Source organism: Cupriavidus sp. YR651 (genome assembly GCF_900101625.1).
GTDB lineage: Bacteria > Pseudomonadota > Gammaproteobacteria > Burkholderiales > Burkholderiaceae > Cupriavidus.
On sequence record NZ_FMYZ01000015.1, the window covers coordinates 69331 to 85898 of the forward strand.

The window sequence follows — 16568 nt, forward strand, 5'->3', positions numbered from 1 at the left end:
ACGTGGTCCTCAGAGAACAAAGATCGACGAGCCGGTGGTCTTGCGCGATTCGAGGTCGCGATGCGCCTGCACGGCGTCTTCCAGCGCATAGCGCTGATTGATCTCGATGCGGATGCGGCCGGAGCCCACGTGGTCGAACAGCTCGCCAGCCAGTTCGGCCTTTTCCGCCGGGTCGGCGATGTAATCGGCCAGCGCCGGGCGCGTGACGTACACCGATCCCTTCATCGCCAGCAGCACGGGATCGAACGGGGGAATCGGTCCCGATGCAGTACCCACGCATACCAGCAGCCCGCGACGCTTGAGCGAATCGAGCGACGCCATGAAAGTGCTTTTGCCCACGCTGTCGAACACCACCGAGACGCCCACGCCATCGGTCAGCTCGCGCACGCGGCGGGCCACGTCCTCATGGCTGTAGTTGATGACGTGATCGCAACCGTGCGCGCGCGCCACCTCGCCCTTGGCCTCGGACGACACCGTGCCGATCACGTTCAGGCCCAGCAGCTTCGCCCATTGCGACACGATCAGCCCGACGCCACCCGCGGCGGCGTGCAGCAGAATCGTATCGCCGCGCTTGAACGAGTGGATACGACGCATCAGGTAGGCCGAGGTCAGCCCGCGCATGGTCATGGCCGCGGCGGTCTCGAAGCCGATGGTCTCGGGCAGGCGGATCAGCGGCGCGGCCGGCACCAGGCGCTCGGTGCTATAGGCACCCAGCGTATTCAGGAAGCCCGTGTAGGTCACGCGATCTCCCACCGCTACATTGGTCACGCCAGCGCCGATGGCCTGCACCACGCCAGATGCTTCCACGCCCATGCCGGCGGGCATCGGTACCGGATAGGTGCCGTTACGGAAATAGGTATCGGCGTAGTTCAGGCCGACTGCCACGTGGCGGATGCGAACCTCGCCCGGACCGGGATTTCCCACTTCCACGTCTTCGTAGCGAAGCACCTCCGGTCCGCCGGTTTCATACATGCGCACTGCCTTGGCCATCATCTTGTCTCCTGGATTTGCTGCGGCACGACGCGTGCCGCCATGACTGCAAATTTAGGGCGTCAGGCACCTTTCCGCTTTGCAATAGCCACATCCGACTTTGCATTTCATGCCAGCGCCGCCTATCATCTTCCGCACCATCACGCGGCGCACTGGATGCGCCGCGTACATAACAAAAGCGGAGACAAGATTGAGAACGCTGCTGCGAGCGGCCGCCCTGACGAACTTCTTCGAGGTGGCGGAAGCGCTGAAGCTGAATCCACAGCCATTGCTGCAAAAGGTGGGGTTGACCCGGGCGATGCTGGCCGATCCTGAACAACGTGTGCCGGCCGAGGCCTGCGCGAGATTGCTGGAAGCGGCGGCCGAGGCATCGGGGTGCCAGACCTTCGGCCTGCGCATGGCCGAATCGCGGCAGTTGTCGGATTACGGCGTCATGAGCCTGCTGATCAGCCAGCAGCCGACGCTACGCAGCGCGCTCGAGACGAGCATCCGCTACCGTCACCTGGTCAATGAGTCCGTGGCGACCCTGCTGGAGGATATGGGCAAGATCGTGCTGATTCGCCAGGAGGTGGTGCTGAATATGCCATCCCGGCAAGGCACGGAGCTGGCCATCGGCGTGATCTTCCGCCTTTGCCGGGCGCTGCTCGGGCCGAACTGGCGGCCGCTCAGCGTCAGTTTCACGCATGCCGCGCCGCCCGACCTGCAGGTGTACCGCCGCCTGTTTGGCTGCCCGGTCGAGTTCCGCCAGGAGTTCAACGGGATCTCCTGCCTGGCTGCCGATCTCGACGCGCCGAACCCGACCGGCGATCCGGCGATGGCGCGGCACGCCCAGCGGCTTGTCGAAACACTGCCGCGTGTCAACGAGCCATCGATCGGTCGCGAGGTGCGCAACGCGGTCATGCTGTTGTTGCCGATGGGGCGGGCCACCAGCGAGGCCGTGGCGCAGGGACTCGGCCTGAGCCTGCGCACGATGCAGCGCCAGCTCGACGCGTCCAACGAGACCTTTACCGATATCCTGAATGACGTACGGCGCGAACTGGCGCTGCGCTATGTGAGCAACACGTCGTATTCGTTGCTGCGCGTGGCCGAGCTGCTCGGCTACGGGTCGGCCAGCTCCTTCACGCGCTGGTTCTCGACGCAGTTTGGCGAGGCACCGGTGGTCTGGCGGCGGCACCACGGCACCGGTCACTGACGCGTGCCATCGCTGCCCGCAGTCAGCTGTGGCCCTGCACGCGGGCCATGTTGCTCTTGATGACGTCGAGCACGGCGGCAGTCAGCAGTGCCGTCGACTGGCCGAACATCAGGATGCCGTGCGCGGCCTCTATCGGCCCGAGCATGCGCCAGCGCGCGGACATCACGATATCGCCGTAACCCAGCGTCGCGAAATTGACGGCCGAGTGATAGAGCGCGCTCGCGAAGCTGTCGAACTCGCCAAGCACCATGAACAGCCCGGCCCAGACCATCATCTGCGCGAAGTTGCACGCCAGCGCGAGCAGCATGACGATCATCAGCAGCGAAATATCCATCCAGAGCGGCTCGCGCCCCTCCCAGCGAGCGCGAAAGCCCGCGTAGTGGCGCAGACAGATGGCCACGGCGATCCCCTGCAGCAGCAGGCACAGCAGCATGACCGGGATGGCGACCAACAATTGATGTCCCATTGCCGCCCCTCAGGTTGATGCACCCACCGGTGCAGTGCGTCGCCGATCCAGCCAGCGCAGCATCACCACGGCATACAGCGACACGCCGATAAACAGCCCCATCCGGATGGCAAAGGCGCGGTAGACGTCCTTGCCTGCCGCGCTGTCCTCGACGGACTGTCCCAGCAGGATGATCAGCGTGACGAGGCTGTTGAGCCAGAAGCCCGGCGTCGCGCGCGTCGGCCGGATGGCGTAGAGCCTGCGCGCGATGACCAGCGCGAACAGCAGCGTCCACAGAAAGAACATCCAGAGGTGAACAAACAGGCCGAGTGCAAACCAGAAAACGATGGCCAGCAACCCGCCCAGCAACGTGGAGCCGAGCAGTTCCATTGCGGCGCTGCGTGCCGTCGTGCAACTCTGCCTGCCAAGGCTGACCGCTTTCATGATGATCGGCAGGTAGCTGGCGGGATCGGTCAGGGCCAGCAGGAATGCCGGCATGACGACCAGCGTCGCGCGCCACGCCATGCGGTCGGCATCGTGCGCACTGACCGCAGGACGCGCGGCGGGCGGGGACGCGTCCCGATCCGGGATCAGCCAGTGGCAGACATTGAGCGCCAGCGCGCCGAGCAGCAAGCCCCTGGCCAGCGCGCCGATCACGCTGAGCGCCAGGCCCGTATCCAGGGTGCCGGCCACCGGGATCAGCGCGATGCCTGCCGCAAGGAACGTGGCCACCAGGTTGTTGCCGCCACGCAAGCCGTAGCGGAACGCAAGGAACAGTGCCAGCCCCGCCATCAGCACACCGCTCAGTGATGCATACAGCAGGAACGGGACCAGCAGCAAACCGCTCGCGGTGGTCAGCGCCACCAGCACCGCCATCGCCAATGCCGCTTTGGCCGTCACGGGGCGATCGAGCGAGGCGAACAGGAACACGGCCAGCACGGGCGCCACCATCGGAATCGGCCACTGGAAACCGAAGCTGATGGTCAGGCTGAGCGCAGTGCCAAGCGCCAGCCGTAGCGCGCGGCGGGCGCGGTGGTCGCGCCGCGCGGCGGCGCTGGCGATGGTGGCCTCAGTAGACATAGGACAGCCAGCTCATCAGATGCACGAACAGGCGACCCAGTGGATTAAGCGGGTTGCCTGTCAGCGGAAACGCCATAACCTCCGCCTGTCCGCCGACACGGATACCCCGCAGCGTGCGCAGTTGCCCGGGGTCGATCTCGATCACCACGGGAAATCGCTGGGCTGGCCGCAACCAGTCGCGACTGTTCTGCACCGTCGGCAGGCTGCCGGGCGGCGGCGCCTGCCCCGCACTGACGCCAAAGCCGATGCTGCGCACCTTTCCCTGCAGCACCTTGCCAGGCAAGGTATCGAGCACGATCGCCACCGGCGTGCCCGGTTCGACATGGCCAAGGTTGTTCTCGGTCATGTCGGCGGTAATCCAGACATCGTGGATGGCGATCAGCGTCATGACCGGATTGCCGGCTGCGGCGTATTGCCCGGCTTCCGTGCGCAGATCCGTGATCAGGCCCGCCGTGCGCGCGCGTACCTGCGCGTTGGCAAGATCCAGCTCGGCCTTTTCCAGCGCCGCGGCGGCGCTGCGCAGCTTCGCATTGTCTTCGTCGCTGCCACCCTGCTGCTCCCGCGCCCGATCCACCTCGGCACGCGCGGCGGCGGTCTGGCTGATGGCCTGCGTGTGGGTGGCCCGTGCCACTTCAAGCCGGCGCACGGAAACCGTCCCCGGGTCCTCGCGATACAGCCGCTCCAGCCGCTCGCTGTCCTGGCGCGCCTTGAGTTCGTTGGCCTGCGCCGCACGCAACGATGCCTGCGCGGAGGCGATGCCGGCGGTATTGGCACCGATCTGGCGTCGCGTGGCTTCGAGATCGGCGCGCGCGCGGTCGACCGCAATGCGGTAGTGCTGGGGATCGACCTCGAACAACAGCGCGCCCGCCTCGACGTTCTGGTTGTTGCGCACGTGTACGCGCGTGACGCGTCCCGGCACCTCCGACGCCACCGCGATGACAAAGGCCTGCACACGTGCCTGTTGCGTGTAGGGCGTGAGGCGGTCGGCGAGCAGATACCAGAGCAGGCTCACCAGGATCAGCACGACGGTCCAGCGGACACCCCTGCGCGATGCATCCGCGGCAGGCGCTGGTGATGGCGTAGGCGCTGGCGTTGGCGTTGGCGTGCCAGGCTCCCCGGGCTGCCCGGGCGACGTCGCATCACTCATGGCCACCCGCTCCCGGAGTCTCTTCCAGCAATCGACCCCAGTCCGTACGTTGCTGCATCTGCTGACGCGTCGCCGCATCGACCAGTGGCGCTTCCGTATGCCATCCGCCTCCGAGCGCCTTGTATAGATCGATCAGGGAATCGACCGCGCTGCTGCGATTGACCAGATAGGCGTCCTGCTGAGCGAAGAGCGCCCGCTGGGCATCGAGCACGCGCTGGAAGTCGCTATATCCCTCGCGAAACAAGGCGTTGGCCAAGGTCAGGGAGCGGTTGGCGGCCTGGGCGGCCTCGCGCAGGATGTCCTCCCGCTCCAGCGCCTTGAGCAGGCCGTTCGCAGCGTCATCGGCCTCGCGTGCCGCCTGCCGTACCTCGTTCTGATAGCTGACGATCAGTTGCTGCAACCGGGCATCCTGCACGCGAATGTTGTTGGTGATACGGCCGTAGTCGAAGATATTCCAGCGCAGGCTGGGCCCGCCCACCAGCAGCAGGCCGTTCTGGGTGCCCGGCAGGGAACTGGCCGACCACCCGATGCTGCCGAGCAGCGTCAGCGACGGATACAGATCGGCCTTTGCGACGCCGATCAACGCCGACTGTGCGGCGATCCGCAACTCCGCGGCCCGGATATCGGGGCGCCGCAGCAGCAGATTGGCGGGCACGTCCTGCAGGATCGCGCGGTCGATCCTCGGCAGTACGCCTTCCTTGTCCTGCGCATCGGCCAGTTCCGGCACGGGCCCGGGCGGCCTGCCGATCAGGATAACGATGGCGTTGCGCGCCAACGCCATCTGCCGCTCCAGTTCGGGAATGGCGCTCAGCGTGCCGAAATACTGAGTCTTGGCCTGCTGCAGATCGAGCTCGTCGCTTTCGCCGGCCTTGAACAGCCGCTCGGTGATCTCGTAGCTGCGCTTCTGCAGACGCGCGTTCTCGCGCGCGATGTTCACGCGAGCCTCGGCCGTGCGCATCGCGAAGTAGGTCCTGGCAAGCTGCGCGTGCAGCAGCACCAGCACGTCCTCATGATTGGCCTGGGCGGCAAAGTATGCGGCGTCGGCGGATTCGATGGCGCGCGCAAACCGGCCCCAAAAATCCAGCTCCCATCCGATATCGACGCCGGCGCTGTACTCCCAGACGCGGCTGCTCTGCGCCGACGGCCCCGACTGGCGGCTATGGATATACATGACATCCGCACCCGCCTGCTGGCGTTGCGGATAGCGCGCCGCCAATGCCATGCCGAGCTGGGCGCGCGCCTCCATGACGCGCAGTCCGGCGATCATCACGCCGGCGTCATGGGCGTCCGCCTCGACGATCAGCCGTTCCAGCACCGGGTCGCCGAAGATCTGCCACCACTGCCGCATCTCGGGTTGCGCGCGCGATTCGCTGGCCTGCGTGACTGCCGGGCTAGTCCACTGCCCGCTCCACGCTTCGCGCTGCGGCTGGAAATCCGGCCCCACGTGCGCGCAACCGCCGAGCATCGCCGTGGACACGATAGCGATGACGATCCAGCACTGATGCGCGCGCACCGGGGATGGCATCGCTATCCGCCAGCGGCCCCGCTATCGCCACGGCTCCCCGATTCGTTTTCCGGCAGGGGCGGGTTCTCGACCCATTGCCAGAACAGCTGATAGCCGACCGCCAGCGCCACGGGCCCGATGAACAGGCCGATGACCCCGCCGCTCACCATCCCGCCCAGCGCGCCGATCAGCACCACCGGCATCGGCACGTCCACGCCGCGGCCAAGCATCATCGGCTTCAGTACGTTATCGGCCAGGCCGGCGATAAAGATGTAGACCGCGAAGATGATATTGATGGCGCTGACCTCTTCGGTCGCAAAGACATAGATGATGACCGGCACCGTGATGAGCGTGGCGGGAAGCTGCATGATGCCGAGCAACAGCACCACGAGCGCCAGAACCCCGGCGCCCGGCACGCCCTTGACGATAAAGCCGATGCCGATCAGCAGCATCTGGATAAAGGCGATGCCCACCACGCCCTGGGCCACCGCGCGCACGGTGGCGGTACACAGCGCAGTCAGGCGCGGGCCCCGGTCCGGCCCTGAAATGCGCGAGGCGATCTGGATCGCGCTGCGGGTGCCGAGCTCGCCATAGGCCATGAAGATCCCGGCGACGATCAATGCGCCGACAAAGATCAGCAGCCCCGCGCCGACGCCGCGCATCGCGCCGAGCAATGTGACCGCCGTGGCCTTGATCTGGGGCGTCAGCCTTTCGGCAACGGCAGCGACATCCGTGGCGGCAAGCGTCCAGAAATCAAAGACTTTCTGCCCGATCAGCGGCCAGCCCGCCACCGATTCCGGCGGCGGCGGAATTTGGATGTTGCCGCTGTGGGCAATGTCCATGGCCCGCTCCACGGAGTCGATCAACGCGATGCCGAGCATGCAGGACGGCACGAGAACGACGCAGATGGCCACGAAGATGATCAGCGTGGCGGTGCGCCCTTCGCTCGAGAAGATCTTGCCTCGCAGGCGCGTTTGAAGCGGGTAGAACGTGATCGCGAGAATCATCGACCACAGGATCAGGCTCAGGAATGGCTTGAAGATCTCGAAGCAGGACATCGCCAGCAAGGCGATCAGGCCGAAGCGGATCAGCACATCGATCAGCGTGCGGGAGAATAGTGGGAGCGTGATTCGTCCAAGCGGCATCATCGGTGCGGGAACCTGAGTGCGTTCGCGAATGGGGAAAAGGGTCAACTGGGCGGCGCGGGATACGACGTCCCGCGCCACCCGACGATCTACGGTGAAACCTTGTTCCAGCCGGGCACGGGGTTGAACGATTCGATCGCCTCCGCGCGTGCGTTGGTGTCATTGCCCAGATCGCGCTCATAGACCTGGCCCTGATGATTGACGATAAAGCTCTTGATGCCCGTATCGCCATATCGCACCGGCCAGGCGAGCACGCCAAAGCCGCCGAAGAGATAGCCGTTGGCCAGGTAGGAATACTGGCCGCCATCGGCGGCGGGTCCTTGCGACGTCAGCAGCTTGTAGCGGTAGCCGTGATAGCCGTCGGAGCCGATGTTGCGACCCACGGCCTCAATAAAGGCCGGGCCCAGCGGGCTGGGCGGCTCGCCTTGCGCGGTGGGCCAGAAGAGGCCGTCGCGTTTGCCCGGCGTGCTGACGAGCCGTTTGGCGTAGACCGCCAGTCCGTTACCGCCGTGGTCTGTCTGCGCGTATTCGCGCTGCGCGTCGTAGACCGCGAGCATGGTCTGGATCGTCGACAACTCGTTCCGACCGATACGCCGCAGGCGGATCTCGGCGATCCCCGCCTGCGTGTCGAAATACCAGCGCTTGTTGCGCTCGACCAGCGGAATCGGCAACGTCCATCCGTCGTCGCCGACGACGATCCGCGCGGTGCGGGCATCGACCGCCTGAATCGAGTGCGCGCGACCCCAGGCCGCGAGGAACCGGTAGCGCAGGTCGGCGCCCAGCGGTGGAATGACCCGCCGCGACGCGGAGCCCAGCAATGCATCCATGGCGGCATCGTTACTGGTGGTCACCGCATCGCCAAACGCCTGCATCGCCGCTTCGGGCGAATCGAACGCCTTCTGCGCATGCGCGGCCGACGCCAGTCCGAAAGCCAGCGACAGCGGGAATGCGGCGGCCGCGAAGGTCGCTCGCCAGGTTCGTGTCAATGCGCGCATGGATGCCCCCTTCCGCATACGTCAGTGGTTGAGCTCAACGCCGTCCGCCGCCACGGCCACCGCCACCGCCACGCCCACCGCCGCCGCCGCCGAAGCCACCTCCTCCTCCGCCGCGCCCGCCACCACCGCTGAAGCCACCGCCACCGCCGTGCTGGCCGCCGCCGCTGAAGCCGCCGCCTCCGCCACCACCATGCTGGCCGCCACCGAAGCCCGAGGCGCTCGAACTTGCCCGGCCGCGATCGAAATCGCGCTGCGCGGTATTGGCGCCGCCGCCAACCCCCTGGAACGCGTTATCACGTCCGCCGCCGCCCGCGCCACGATTGCCGGCGCCCGCCCGGTCGCCACCCGACCTGTCAGCCACGCTCGCGCGATCGCCCGATCGGTTCCCCGCGCGGTCCCCGCTCGACCTGTCGGCCACGCCGGCACGATCTCCCGATCGATCCCCGGCGCGATTGCCGGCGCGATCACCCGCACGGTCTCCGGCTCTGTCGCCGGCCCGGTCTCCCGTCCTGTCTCCGGTGCGATTCCCCGCACGGTCGCTCACGCCGGCCCCGTCACGCCCCCGGAACTCATTGCGACGGTCCGCGCCACCCACGTTGTTGCCGAATTTCTCGCGCGTGGCGTTGTCCCGGTAAGACACGCCCTTACGATGGCTCGAATCGTGTTGCCAGCGATCGCCGCCCTGAACCTTGGTCCGGTCAAAGTTACGATCGATATTCGTGGCGCGATTCACATTGACGTTGACGTCGCCGCCGCCCCAATTGCAGCCGCCGAAGATCGCCCCGGCGGCGGCGAGCCCGACCCCCCAGGCGAAGCCGGTCATCAACGCGGCGCCCGGGTAATAAGCGGGATATGGCGGCCAGTAGTACGGCGGATACGTCGGATAGCTCCACGCGCCATACACCACGGTGGGGTTATAGGCCGGTACGTAGATGACCTGCGGATTGGTCGGTTCGATCCGCACGACGGTCTGCGTGGTGCCGGTGCCTTGCGCAGGGGCGGCACCGGCAGCGGGCGCAGGCGCGGGCTCGACGATGACTTTCTGCTGCTCGTTGGATTTCAGGTTGCCCGCGTCACGGGCCTTGGCTCTCAACCGTTGCACGGCGGCCAGGACATCCTTTTCCTGCGCCAGGAAGGCGTCCCCGAGCTTCTGGGTCCAGTCGAGCTTGTCGTTCATCGCCTCCAGCACCTGCGGAAAGGCCACCAGCGACTTCACGCTGACGTCCCAGCTCTGGCTCTCGACCGCCTTGAGCGCGGCATCCCCTTTGACATTGGGATTGGCCTTGACCCATCGCGCGGCCTGCACCACTTCAAGCGGATAGGTCGACGCCATCAGCGACTGCGCAAGCACGGAGTCCGGGTAGAGCGCGATGGGCGCCACCAGCGCCTCGATTTCCTCGGGCTTGAACGTGGGAGCCTGGGCCTGGCTGGACGACTGGCCAGACGGCTGGGTGGAAGGCTGGGCGGGAGGCTGAGTGGATGCACCTTGCGCCCTCGCGCCGTCAATGCTCGCGATCAGGCAGGCAAGAATCCACGCTCCGGTCCAGCGGAGTCTTCGCGCGCTACAGAGGGTCATGGCCTCCTCCTTGACGGCGCATGCTGCCATCATGCTGATCTTATAGATGCCACGGCCACCGTCCGCAATGGCACCTTGGTCCAATATCGGCCAAGCCAGGCGCCACTGCGCTGCCATCCAATCCTCCGCAGCGTCCGGCGGCCTTCCGCGGGTAGACACGTCCAGTCACGGGAATCGCCGGATTGCCGGGCGCGCCGTATCGGCTGGCCGATCCTGGCTGTGATCTACCTGATACTTGTCGACCGCCATGTCGCATGGCGATGCAGACCCGGGGGCTTCGCCATTTCGAAACGTTTCAACAAAGAATGGCGTGTAGTCGCTAAAAATTTGCGTCTGGTGACTCAATAATGCGGTGTGCGTTTCGCCGAATTTGATCGTTGCTGGCCAGATGAGGGAGGAAGATATGCGCTTTGCGGCATTCCACGCATCGTACTTGTCGATGTTTCTGCTAGCGGCTTGCGGTCCCCGCGAGCAACCGGCCACTCCCGGCGGCAGCAAGGTCGCGGCATCGGGGAGCAGCGAGGCCGCTGTCGCCATCGCACCGCAACAAGCCGCCGAGAGACCAGCGATCGCAGGGCCAGGACGATACACAATCGCCATGAGTCCTCAGGGCCGTGCGGGGCCCCTGCTCCTCGACACACAGACGGGTCGGGTCTGGCAATTGAGGGACTTCCCAGGCCTGGAAGGCAACCCGACCGCATGGCAGGAAATGACGATCATCGACGACAAGGCCGGGATGGGGATCACGACCGGGCAGTTCCAGAAACTCTATCCCCCGCGCGACAGCGCGTCGCGGGGAGAGGCAAGCCGACACAGGCGATGAAAAAGCCCAAAGCGCGCTCGCGGAGCCCAGGTGCGACGCAGCCCGTCATTGCCTATGAATCGTGGCCATCATGCGATCGCATGTGCGATTGCTAGTCAGCCCAAGCAGCGTGGAGACGCTGTCGCGCGGCACGCCGGAGAGCAGCGCGCGGCGACAGTACGTGTTTCTGAGGATGCGTGGACTCATATCATCGGCCTCGTAGGCAATGGCCTCAAACGCGTCGCGCACGATGTTACCGAGACTCATGTCGGTAATCGGCGCGCCGCACGGCCGCAGCGCGAAGAGCAGATTTCCAGCGATCGGGAGAGAAGCTCGCACGGTCTTCCATGCATCCATGGCGGGAACGGCGAACGGTTCCAGTGGAACGGACCGCGCAGCCTTCGCGCCCAGCTCCGGCACATGGAGGCAGGGATGCGCGGATAAATCCTGAAGGTCATGAAGGGCCGCGGCACGGCCTTCCGCCGCCGTGACGCCGGTACCCAGAAACAATGCCAGGATGGCCCGCATGCGAAGTTGCGGGATGTCATCACCCGGAAGTGGCTGGACGAAGTCCTGTAGCTGTTCATCGACCGCCTTCGGCAGGAAGAGCGGAGGTGATCCGTCATTCGACCAGCTACCCTCACGTGCAAGCTCGGCTGCAGGGTTGGTTTCGCGCATGCCGATCTCAACGAGGTGACGACAGAGCCGATCCAGCAAATGCAAATAGCGCATGCGTGTACTCGGTGTGTAGGTCGCTGCCGAGGGACCACGCCAGAAGGCTGCGATGTGGTCCGATTCGAAGTCTGCCAGCGTCACGCCGTGGTCAACCAGGTGTCGATGAAAGCGATCCAGCATCGCGCGATGCTGGATGATCGACTGCCGCGCGAAACGACGGGTGCCAGTGTCGGTCGACAGGCGATCTTGCCAGTCGGCATAAGCAAGAGACGGATTCTTGAGCCACAGATTGTTCATAAAGCATGACCTGCCGAGGCAAAAAAGGAAAAACAGAGTCCTCGCGGCTGCGCCGGAAGGCGAGCCGCAATGCCACTGCAGTCAGGCAGTGGGGTGGCGATAGGGAAGGTGTGCTACGCCGGGGAATGCGGTGAGCCCGCAATCCTCAGGCGATGGGGATGGGTATAGATAACGAGGCTGCCGGTGCGAACGAAGCCGAGAAGCGTCAGTCCGGCCGATTCCGCCAGGCGCCCCGCCAGCGCGGTGGGCCCCGACACGGCGGCAAGAACACCCGCCCCAAGTGCCGCGGTCTTCAGTACCATTTCGTAGCTCGCACGGCTGGTCACGAGCACCGCGCCATGCGCCACGTCTATGCTATTGCGAGCCATGGCACCGGCCAGTTTGTCGAGCGCGTTGTGGCGCCCCACATCCTCGCGCACCAGTATCAACTGTCCGTCGGCGCGCATCCATGCGGCAGCATGCGTGGCGCCAGTGCTGCGCTGCAGGTTCTGCCTTGCGCTCAGCGCCATAAATGCTTGATCGAATACCGCCGGGTCGAACGACGCGCCACTGCGCACCCGTGCCGGCGTGCGCATCACCTCGTCAAGCGACTCGGTGCCGCACAAACCGCACCCCGTGCGTCCGGCCAAGGCACGGCGACGGACCTTGAGCGCGACGAACGCTCCCGTCGCAAGCTGCACCTTCAGCGTCACGCCGTTGGCGCCCGACTCCACGTCAATCGCGTAGATATCGCGTGCGCTGTCGACAATGCCTTCGGTCAGGCTAAAGCCGATCGCGAAGTCCTCAAGGTCCGACGGCGTGGCCAACATGACCGCATGCGCGATGCCGTTGTACTCCAGCGCGACCGGAACCTCCTCTGCCAGACAATCCACTTCCGCGGACACAGCGCCGGCGCGCCATCGCCTCACTTCGCGCGTACATTGCGTCAACGGCGTCGTCATGTCGGGGGTCAGATCCTCGCCGGTGGGGTCGTTCATCATTGCCTACCTCTCAGCTGCTTCGCGCCATGCGGCACCGGCCTGCACCGGGCGCGCTGCATGTGACGGAAGCGTGGTCACGTCGACGCAGGCACCGGGGCCTCGATAGGTTGAATACTAGAATAGGAAGGCGCGCCGACGAGATTACAGACCAGCCATTGCTCCGACGGAACAGTTGCAGCGGATGTCGATCGCCCTGCCGACTCGGTCGCCTTGTCACCCCCCACCGCATGGACGAGGGATCATGCAAGTCGCGTCAATGACCGCAACTCGTCAGCCACGAAGACCCGAGCCATGGTTATCCATGGAAAGCGCAGCGAGGTGCCCGGGCGATAGAACGAAATCATCGGGAAATGCCCGTCAAGCATGCACTTGAAGTGGCGAATACCTTTTTGCGGATGCGTGACCGTGTAGCTGGCGCCGTGAGCCAATTCAAACTCTACAGGTCCTTGATGGAACACGATGGAGTGACCGCCGACGATGCCCTTTGCGCCGCCACTCGATTCCCCATCTTCAGTTCGAGAAAGTCTGAGTACGAACCAATCCTCGAAGGCCAGCGTTGTCTTCCCTGCACCGACCTCCATGAGCCATTGATCCACGCGCAAGCATGGAGGAGATATCGCATCCAGGTTAATCGATTGACGCTTTTTCTTCATTCCGCTTTCGAGCCAAGTTGCATGCCATGCGTGCCGCATGCACGGCTACCCGTGCGAGTCCCTATGACGGGACTGTATCCGTAGACGACTGCAGAGCACGGATACAGTTCGCCGTGGCGATGGCCGGAACAGTCAGCAAGCCGGAGACCCTGCTATTCCTGTCAGCAGTTGAACCGGCTCCAATCGACATCGAGAGACACCTGCGCTGGCAGCGCTGCCATGTCGAAAGTAAGCCATCCAACTACTGTCGAAAGACAGCGATGCTTAGACACTCAAGAATGACCGGATGAGTCAGACTTTTCGTCTACGGCGTGTTTCGAAGCTGGCATCGGAGCATTCTCCCATCCACCGCCAAGCGCCTCGAACAATGCAACCTGCTTCAGCGCAACCTGAGCATCGGAATCCGCAAGTGTCTGCTCCAGGCTGACCAGCGACCGGTCGGCATTCAGGCTGACCAGGTACGAAACCTTGCCGCCCGCATACAGGATTCTCTTTTCCCTCGCTGCGTCCGCTGCCGCATCACGTGCCTTCCGGAGCCCCGCGTTGCGCTCCAGCTCAAAGCCATAGGCACTCAGCGCGGTTCGCGTCTCCTCCAGGGCCTTCAGTACCACGCCGTCAAATCTTGCGAGGACCGCATCGGACTCGGCCTTCATGCCGTGAATGTGGGGAATCGCGCCATTGCTCGGGAAATTCCACGTAATCATTGGCCCGACGCCCCAATGCACCGTGGACCCCGAGCCCAGGTCGGAGAGCACGCCCGTCACCCCTGCGGAAGCGCCGAGGCGAATGGTCGGGAAGAGATCAGCGGTAGCGACGCCGACGCGCGCCACGGAAGACGCCAGCTCGCGCTCTGCCTGGCGCACGTCAGGCCGGCGTCTGAGTAGCGCCGCGCCGTCGCCGACCGGCAGCGGCTTCCTCAAGGTCGGTAGCCCATGACAGACATACTCCGTCTGCGCAGGAGGCAGACCCAGCATGACTGAAAGACGATAGGCTGCCGCGGCTCTCCTGGCCTTGAATTGCGGCAGCGCCGCGCGCAGGCTACCGGCCTCCGCATTGGCCTGGTCCAGGTCACCGGGTTCGCTGCGGCCGGCGACGACCAGCTTGCGTGTCAGATCGACGGCTCGCTCCTGTAGCGCCAACTGGCGCTCCGCCACATGCAGTTCGTCCGTGGCCGCGCAACCTTCGACATAGGCCTTTACGGTCTGCGCGACCACCGCCACTCGCACGGCATCCAGCGCTGCCTGGCTCGCCTCGGCATTCGCCAGCGCCGCCTCGTCCGCGCGGGCCAGCTTTCCAAACAGGTCGACAAGATATGACACGCCGATCCCGTAGTTGCCGATGTTGAGCACGGGGACCTTCTCCTTGAGCAGGAAGGCTTCGCCTGCCAGCTGCGTGCGCTCCGTGCTGGCATTGATACTGCCCTGAACCAGGTTCTCGGCCTCGACCTCGTGGTAGTTGGCAATCGAGCGCTGCAGATTGGCGGCGGCCACGCGCAGGTTCGTATTGGCCACGAGCGCGCGCTGCACCAGCGCGTTCACTTCCGGGTCGTCATACAGCCGCCACCACGCATCCGGCACCGCCTCGCTTGAGGCTGCCGTGTTACCGGCTTCGACCAGTCCCGCGTTTGCTTCCGGCGCCTGAACCAAGGCCTTTTCTGGCACCTTGTAGTCGGGTCCAACCGTCATACACGCAAACAACATGGGCAACACACTACCGATGAGTGCCAAGCCAAGCGCATTCCGTTTCATCGCGCTGCCCCCACCTGTTTTGCCGCAGGCAAGGCGCCCGCCTTGTGCCCCGCTTCGCGCACCCATACCGAAGCCGTTCTGCCCGAGATGAGACGAACTTCCTGCGGAACGTCCTGCAACACCACACGTACAGGGATGCGCTGTGCCAGACGAACCCAGTTGAAGGTGGGATTCACATTCGGCAGCAGGTTCGATCCCGCGCTACGGTCTCGGTCCTCGATGCCCGCCGAGAGACTCTGGACCACGCCATGAAGTATCGTGGACTCGCCCATGAGCCGAACATCGACGGCATCGCCGACGTGGATGCGCGCCAGCTTGGTCTCTTCGAAATACCCTTCGACATACAGCGCATCCTTGTCGACCATCGACAGCGCTGGCTTTCCGGTGACCACGTAGTCTCCCACGCGCGGCAGCCGGTCATTGAGGTATCCATCGACTGGCGCCACCACATGCGAGCGCTCCAGATCGAGACGCGCGACATCCACGGCCGCAAGGGCCTGCGCCGCTTCAGCCTCTCCTTCGTCCACTCTCGCCTGCGTCATCTCGGTGGCTTCCGTCGCCACCACGGCTGACAGTGCCCGGTTGCGCGCCAGTTCCCTGCGGGCCTGCGCCAACGTTGCCCGCTTCTGCGCAAGTGTCGCTTCGGCTTTGCGCAATGCCAGCGTAAAGCGGTCGGGGTCGACGATGAACAGAAGTTGCCCGCGATGAACCTGCGCATTGTCTTTCACGAGCACTTGCGTGACGAGCCCCGAGACATCCGGCGAGATCTGGACGACATCCGCTCTGACATGACCGTCGCGCGTCCACGGCGCCGCCTTGTAGTAATCCCAAAGATGCAGCGCCACGGGCACGGCACAAATCACCGCGAGGAGCGTAACCAATACGGGAACGAGTAGTAGGGGCTTCTGTTTCATACCTGTCCTGACGCACAACACCAAGATGAGCAACTGGCAGCGAACACGGGAGGAGACAGGCAGAGGTGCATCCTGTGGTCGGGGACGATGCCGTCCCCACATTGGCGCACACCACCGCCTCGTCATGCGTGGATTCCTCGATGGACCTTGCGCGCGACATACCGGCTTCACATCCCGCAGAGTAGAGAATCCAGGGCTCGCCGTAGGCATACAGAATCTGGGAAAGGCGCCCAGATCAGTTGCGCTTCACCAATCCGGCGTGCGCACCACGCGGATGCCATGTAGTGACACGACCAGCGAAGGCAGAGGAACAGGCGTCACAGTCGGCCCGCGCAACTGTTCTGCTCCAAATGGGCGAACTTTGTATGCGAAACCGTTCCAGTCATTCTCCTACCATGGTCTCCACAGGCAAGCACTGCTGGCAA

General features: G+C 64.8%; 15 protein-coding genes. 1 reads left to right on the top strand and 14 read right to left on the bottom strand.

The annotated features are described in order from the left end of the window. Nucleotides 1–9: 9 nt before the first annotated feature. Entirely contained in the window at nt 10–990 is a 981-nt protein-coding gene (locus BLR29_RS27470) for a quinone oxidoreductase family protein (RefSeq protein WP_092141943.1), read from the bottom strand. A gap of 190 nt (nt 991–1180) precedes the next feature. Between BLR29_RS27470 and BLR29_RS27475 the strand changes: the two genes are divergently transcribed. After that, entirely contained in the window at nt 1181–2182 is a 1002-nt protein-coding gene (locus BLR29_RS27475; RefSeq protein WP_092141798.1) for an AraC family transcriptional regulator, read from the top strand. Nucleotides 2183–2204: 22 nt separating this feature from the next. Here BLR29_RS27475 and BLR29_RS27480 read toward each other — a convergent pair whose 3' ends face one another. The 13 genes from BLR29_RS27480 to BLR29_RS27540 form a co-directional block, all read right to left on the bottom strand. Beyond that, complete coding sequence (locus BLR29_RS27480) at nt 2205–2648, bottom strand: ion channel (protein ID WP_092141801.1); 444 nt, start codon at nt 2646–2648, stop codon at nt 2205–2207. 9 nt (nt 2649–2657) lie between these two features. Then, a complete protein-coding gene (locus tag BLR29_RS27485) occupies nt 2658–3707 on the bottom strand; it encodes a DUF2955 domain-containing protein (RefSeq protein ID WP_092141804.1) in 1050 nt (349 codons plus the stop codon). Next, nucleotides 3697–4854: an HlyD family secretion protein gene (locus BLR29_RS27490; protein WP_092141807.1), complete on the bottom strand. Its 1158-nt coding sequence runs from the start codon at nt 4852–4854 to the stop codon at nt 3697–3699. The genes BLR29_RS27485 and BLR29_RS27490 overlap by 11 nt, the downstream gene beginning before the upstream one ends. Then, entirely contained in the window at nt 4847–6319 is a 1473-nt protein-coding gene (locus BLR29_RS27495; protein WP_369804726.1) for an efflux transporter outer membrane subunit, read from the bottom strand. The genes BLR29_RS27490 and BLR29_RS27495 overlap by 8 nt, the downstream gene beginning before the upstream one ends. A 62-nt stretch (nt 6320–6381) precedes the next feature. After that, nucleotides 6382–7506, bottom strand: a complete 1125-nt coding sequence (locus BLR29_RS27500) for an AI-2E family transporter (RefSeq protein WP_369804724.1) — start codon at nt 7504–7506, stop codon at nt 6382–6384. Nucleotides 7507–7592: 86 nt separating this feature from the next. Next, complete coding sequence (locus BLR29_RS27505) at nt 7593–8498, bottom strand: DUF2950 domain-containing protein (protein ID WP_092141813.1); 906 nt, start codon at nt 8496–8498, stop codon at nt 7593–7595. Nucleotides 8499–8532: 34 nt separating this feature from the next. Continuing rightward, nucleotides 8533–10074: a DUF3300 domain-containing protein gene (locus BLR29_RS27510; protein WP_092141949.1), complete on the bottom strand. Its 1542-nt coding sequence runs from the start codon at nt 10072–10074 to the stop codon at nt 8533–8535. Nucleotides 10075–10239: 165 nt separating this feature from the next. Beyond that, the gene (locus tag BLR29_RS32585; RefSeq protein WP_176861076.1) at nt 10240–10674 is read right to left on the bottom strand and encodes a hypothetical protein; all 435 of its coding nucleotides are present in this window, start codon (nt 10672–10674) and stop codon (nt 10240–10242) included. A gap of 268 nt (nt 10675–10942) precedes the next feature. Further along, a complete protein-coding gene (locus BLR29_RS27520; RefSeq protein ID WP_092141816.1) occupies nt 10943–11848 on the bottom strand; it encodes a tyrosine-type recombinase/integrase in 906 nt (301 codons plus the stop codon). A 113-nt stretch (nt 11849–11961) separates the two neighbouring features. After that, on the bottom strand, nt 11962–12828 hold the full coding sequence (gene fdhD, locus BLR29_RS27525; RefSeq protein WP_092141819.1) for a formate dehydrogenase accessory sulfurtransferase FdhD: 867 nt from the start codon (nt 12826–12828) through the stop codon (nt 11962–11964). Nucleotides 12829–13067: 239 nt separating this feature from the next. Next, entirely contained in the window at nt 13068–13481 is a 414-nt protein-coding gene (locus BLR29_RS27530; protein ID WP_092141821.1) for a hypothetical protein, read from the bottom strand. Nucleotides 13482–13753: 272 nt separating this feature from the next. Further along, nucleotides 13754–15229 carry an efflux transporter outer membrane subunit gene (locus BLR29_RS27535; RefSeq protein ID WP_092141824.1) on the bottom strand — a complete coding sequence of 492 codons (1476 nt, stop codon included), beginning with the start codon at nt 15227–15229 and terminating at the stop codon, nt 13754–13756. After that, entirely contained in the window at nt 15226–16143 is a 918-nt protein-coding gene (locus BLR29_RS27540) for an efflux RND transporter periplasmic adaptor subunit (protein ID WP_092141827.1), read from the bottom strand. The genes BLR29_RS27535 and BLR29_RS27540 overlap by 4 nt, the downstream gene beginning before the upstream one ends. Nucleotides 16144–16568 lie beyond the last annotated feature (425 nt).

What these genes read in the sequence shown, in the direction of transcription:
- BLR29_RS27470 (WP_092141943.1), bottom strand. Translation starts at nt 990, where the DNA reads ATGGCCAAGGCAGTGCGCATGTATGAAACCGGCGGACCGGAGGTGCTT.
- BLR29_RS27480 (WP_092141801.1), bottom strand. Translation starts at nt 2,648, where the DNA reads ATGGGACATCAATTGTTGGTCGCCATCCCGGTCATGCTGCTGTGCCTG.
- BLR29_RS27485 (WP_092141804.1), bottom strand. Translation starts at nt 3,707, where the DNA reads ATGTCTACTGAGGCCACCATCGCCAGCGCCGCCGCGCGGCGCGACCAC.
- BLR29_RS27490 (WP_092141807.1), bottom strand. Translation starts at nt 4,854, where the DNA reads ATGAGTGATGCGACGTCGCCCGGGCAGCCCGGGGAGCCTGGCACGCCA.
- BLR29_RS27495 (WP_369804726.1), bottom strand. Translation starts at nt 6,319, where the DNA reads ATGCTCGGCGGTTGCGCGCACGTGGGGCCGGATTTCCAGCCGCAGCGC.
- BLR29_RS27500 (WP_369804724.1), bottom strand. Translation starts at nt 7,506, where the DNA reads ATGATGCCGCTTGGACGAATCACGCTCCCACTATTCTCCCGCACGCTG.
- BLR29_RS27505 (WP_092141813.1), bottom strand. Translation starts at nt 8,498, where the DNA reads ATGCGCGCATTGACACGAACCTGGCGAGCGACCTTCGCGGCCGCCGCA.
- BLR29_RS27510 (WP_092141949.1), bottom strand. Translation starts at nt 10,074, where the DNA reads ATGACCCTCTGTAGCGCGCGAAGACTCCGCTGGACCGGAGCGTGGATT.
- BLR29_RS32585 (WP_176861076.1), bottom strand. Translation starts at nt 10,674, where the DNA reads ATGGCGATTGTGTATCGTCCTGGCCCTGCGATCGCTGGTCTCTCGGCG.
- BLR29_RS27520 (WP_092141816.1), bottom strand. Translation starts at nt 11,848, where the DNA reads ATGAACAATCTGTGGCTCAAGAATCCGTCTCTTGCTTATGCCGACTGG.
- fdhD (WP_092141819.1), bottom strand. Translation starts at nt 12,828, where the DNA reads ATGATGAACGACCCCACCGGCGAGGATCTGACCCCCGACATGACGACG.
- BLR29_RS27530 (WP_092141821.1), bottom strand. Translation starts at nt 13,481, where the DNA reads ATGAAGAAAAAGCGTCAATCGATTAACCTGGATGCGATATCTCCTCCA.
- BLR29_RS27535 (WP_092141824.1), bottom strand. Translation starts at nt 15,229, where the DNA reads ATGAAACGGAATGCGCTTGGCTTGGCACTCATCGGTAGTGTGTTGCCC.
- BLR29_RS27540 (WP_092141827.1), bottom strand. Translation starts at nt 16,143, where the DNA reads ATGAAACAGAAGCCCCTACTACTCGTTCCCGTATTGGTTACGCTCCTC.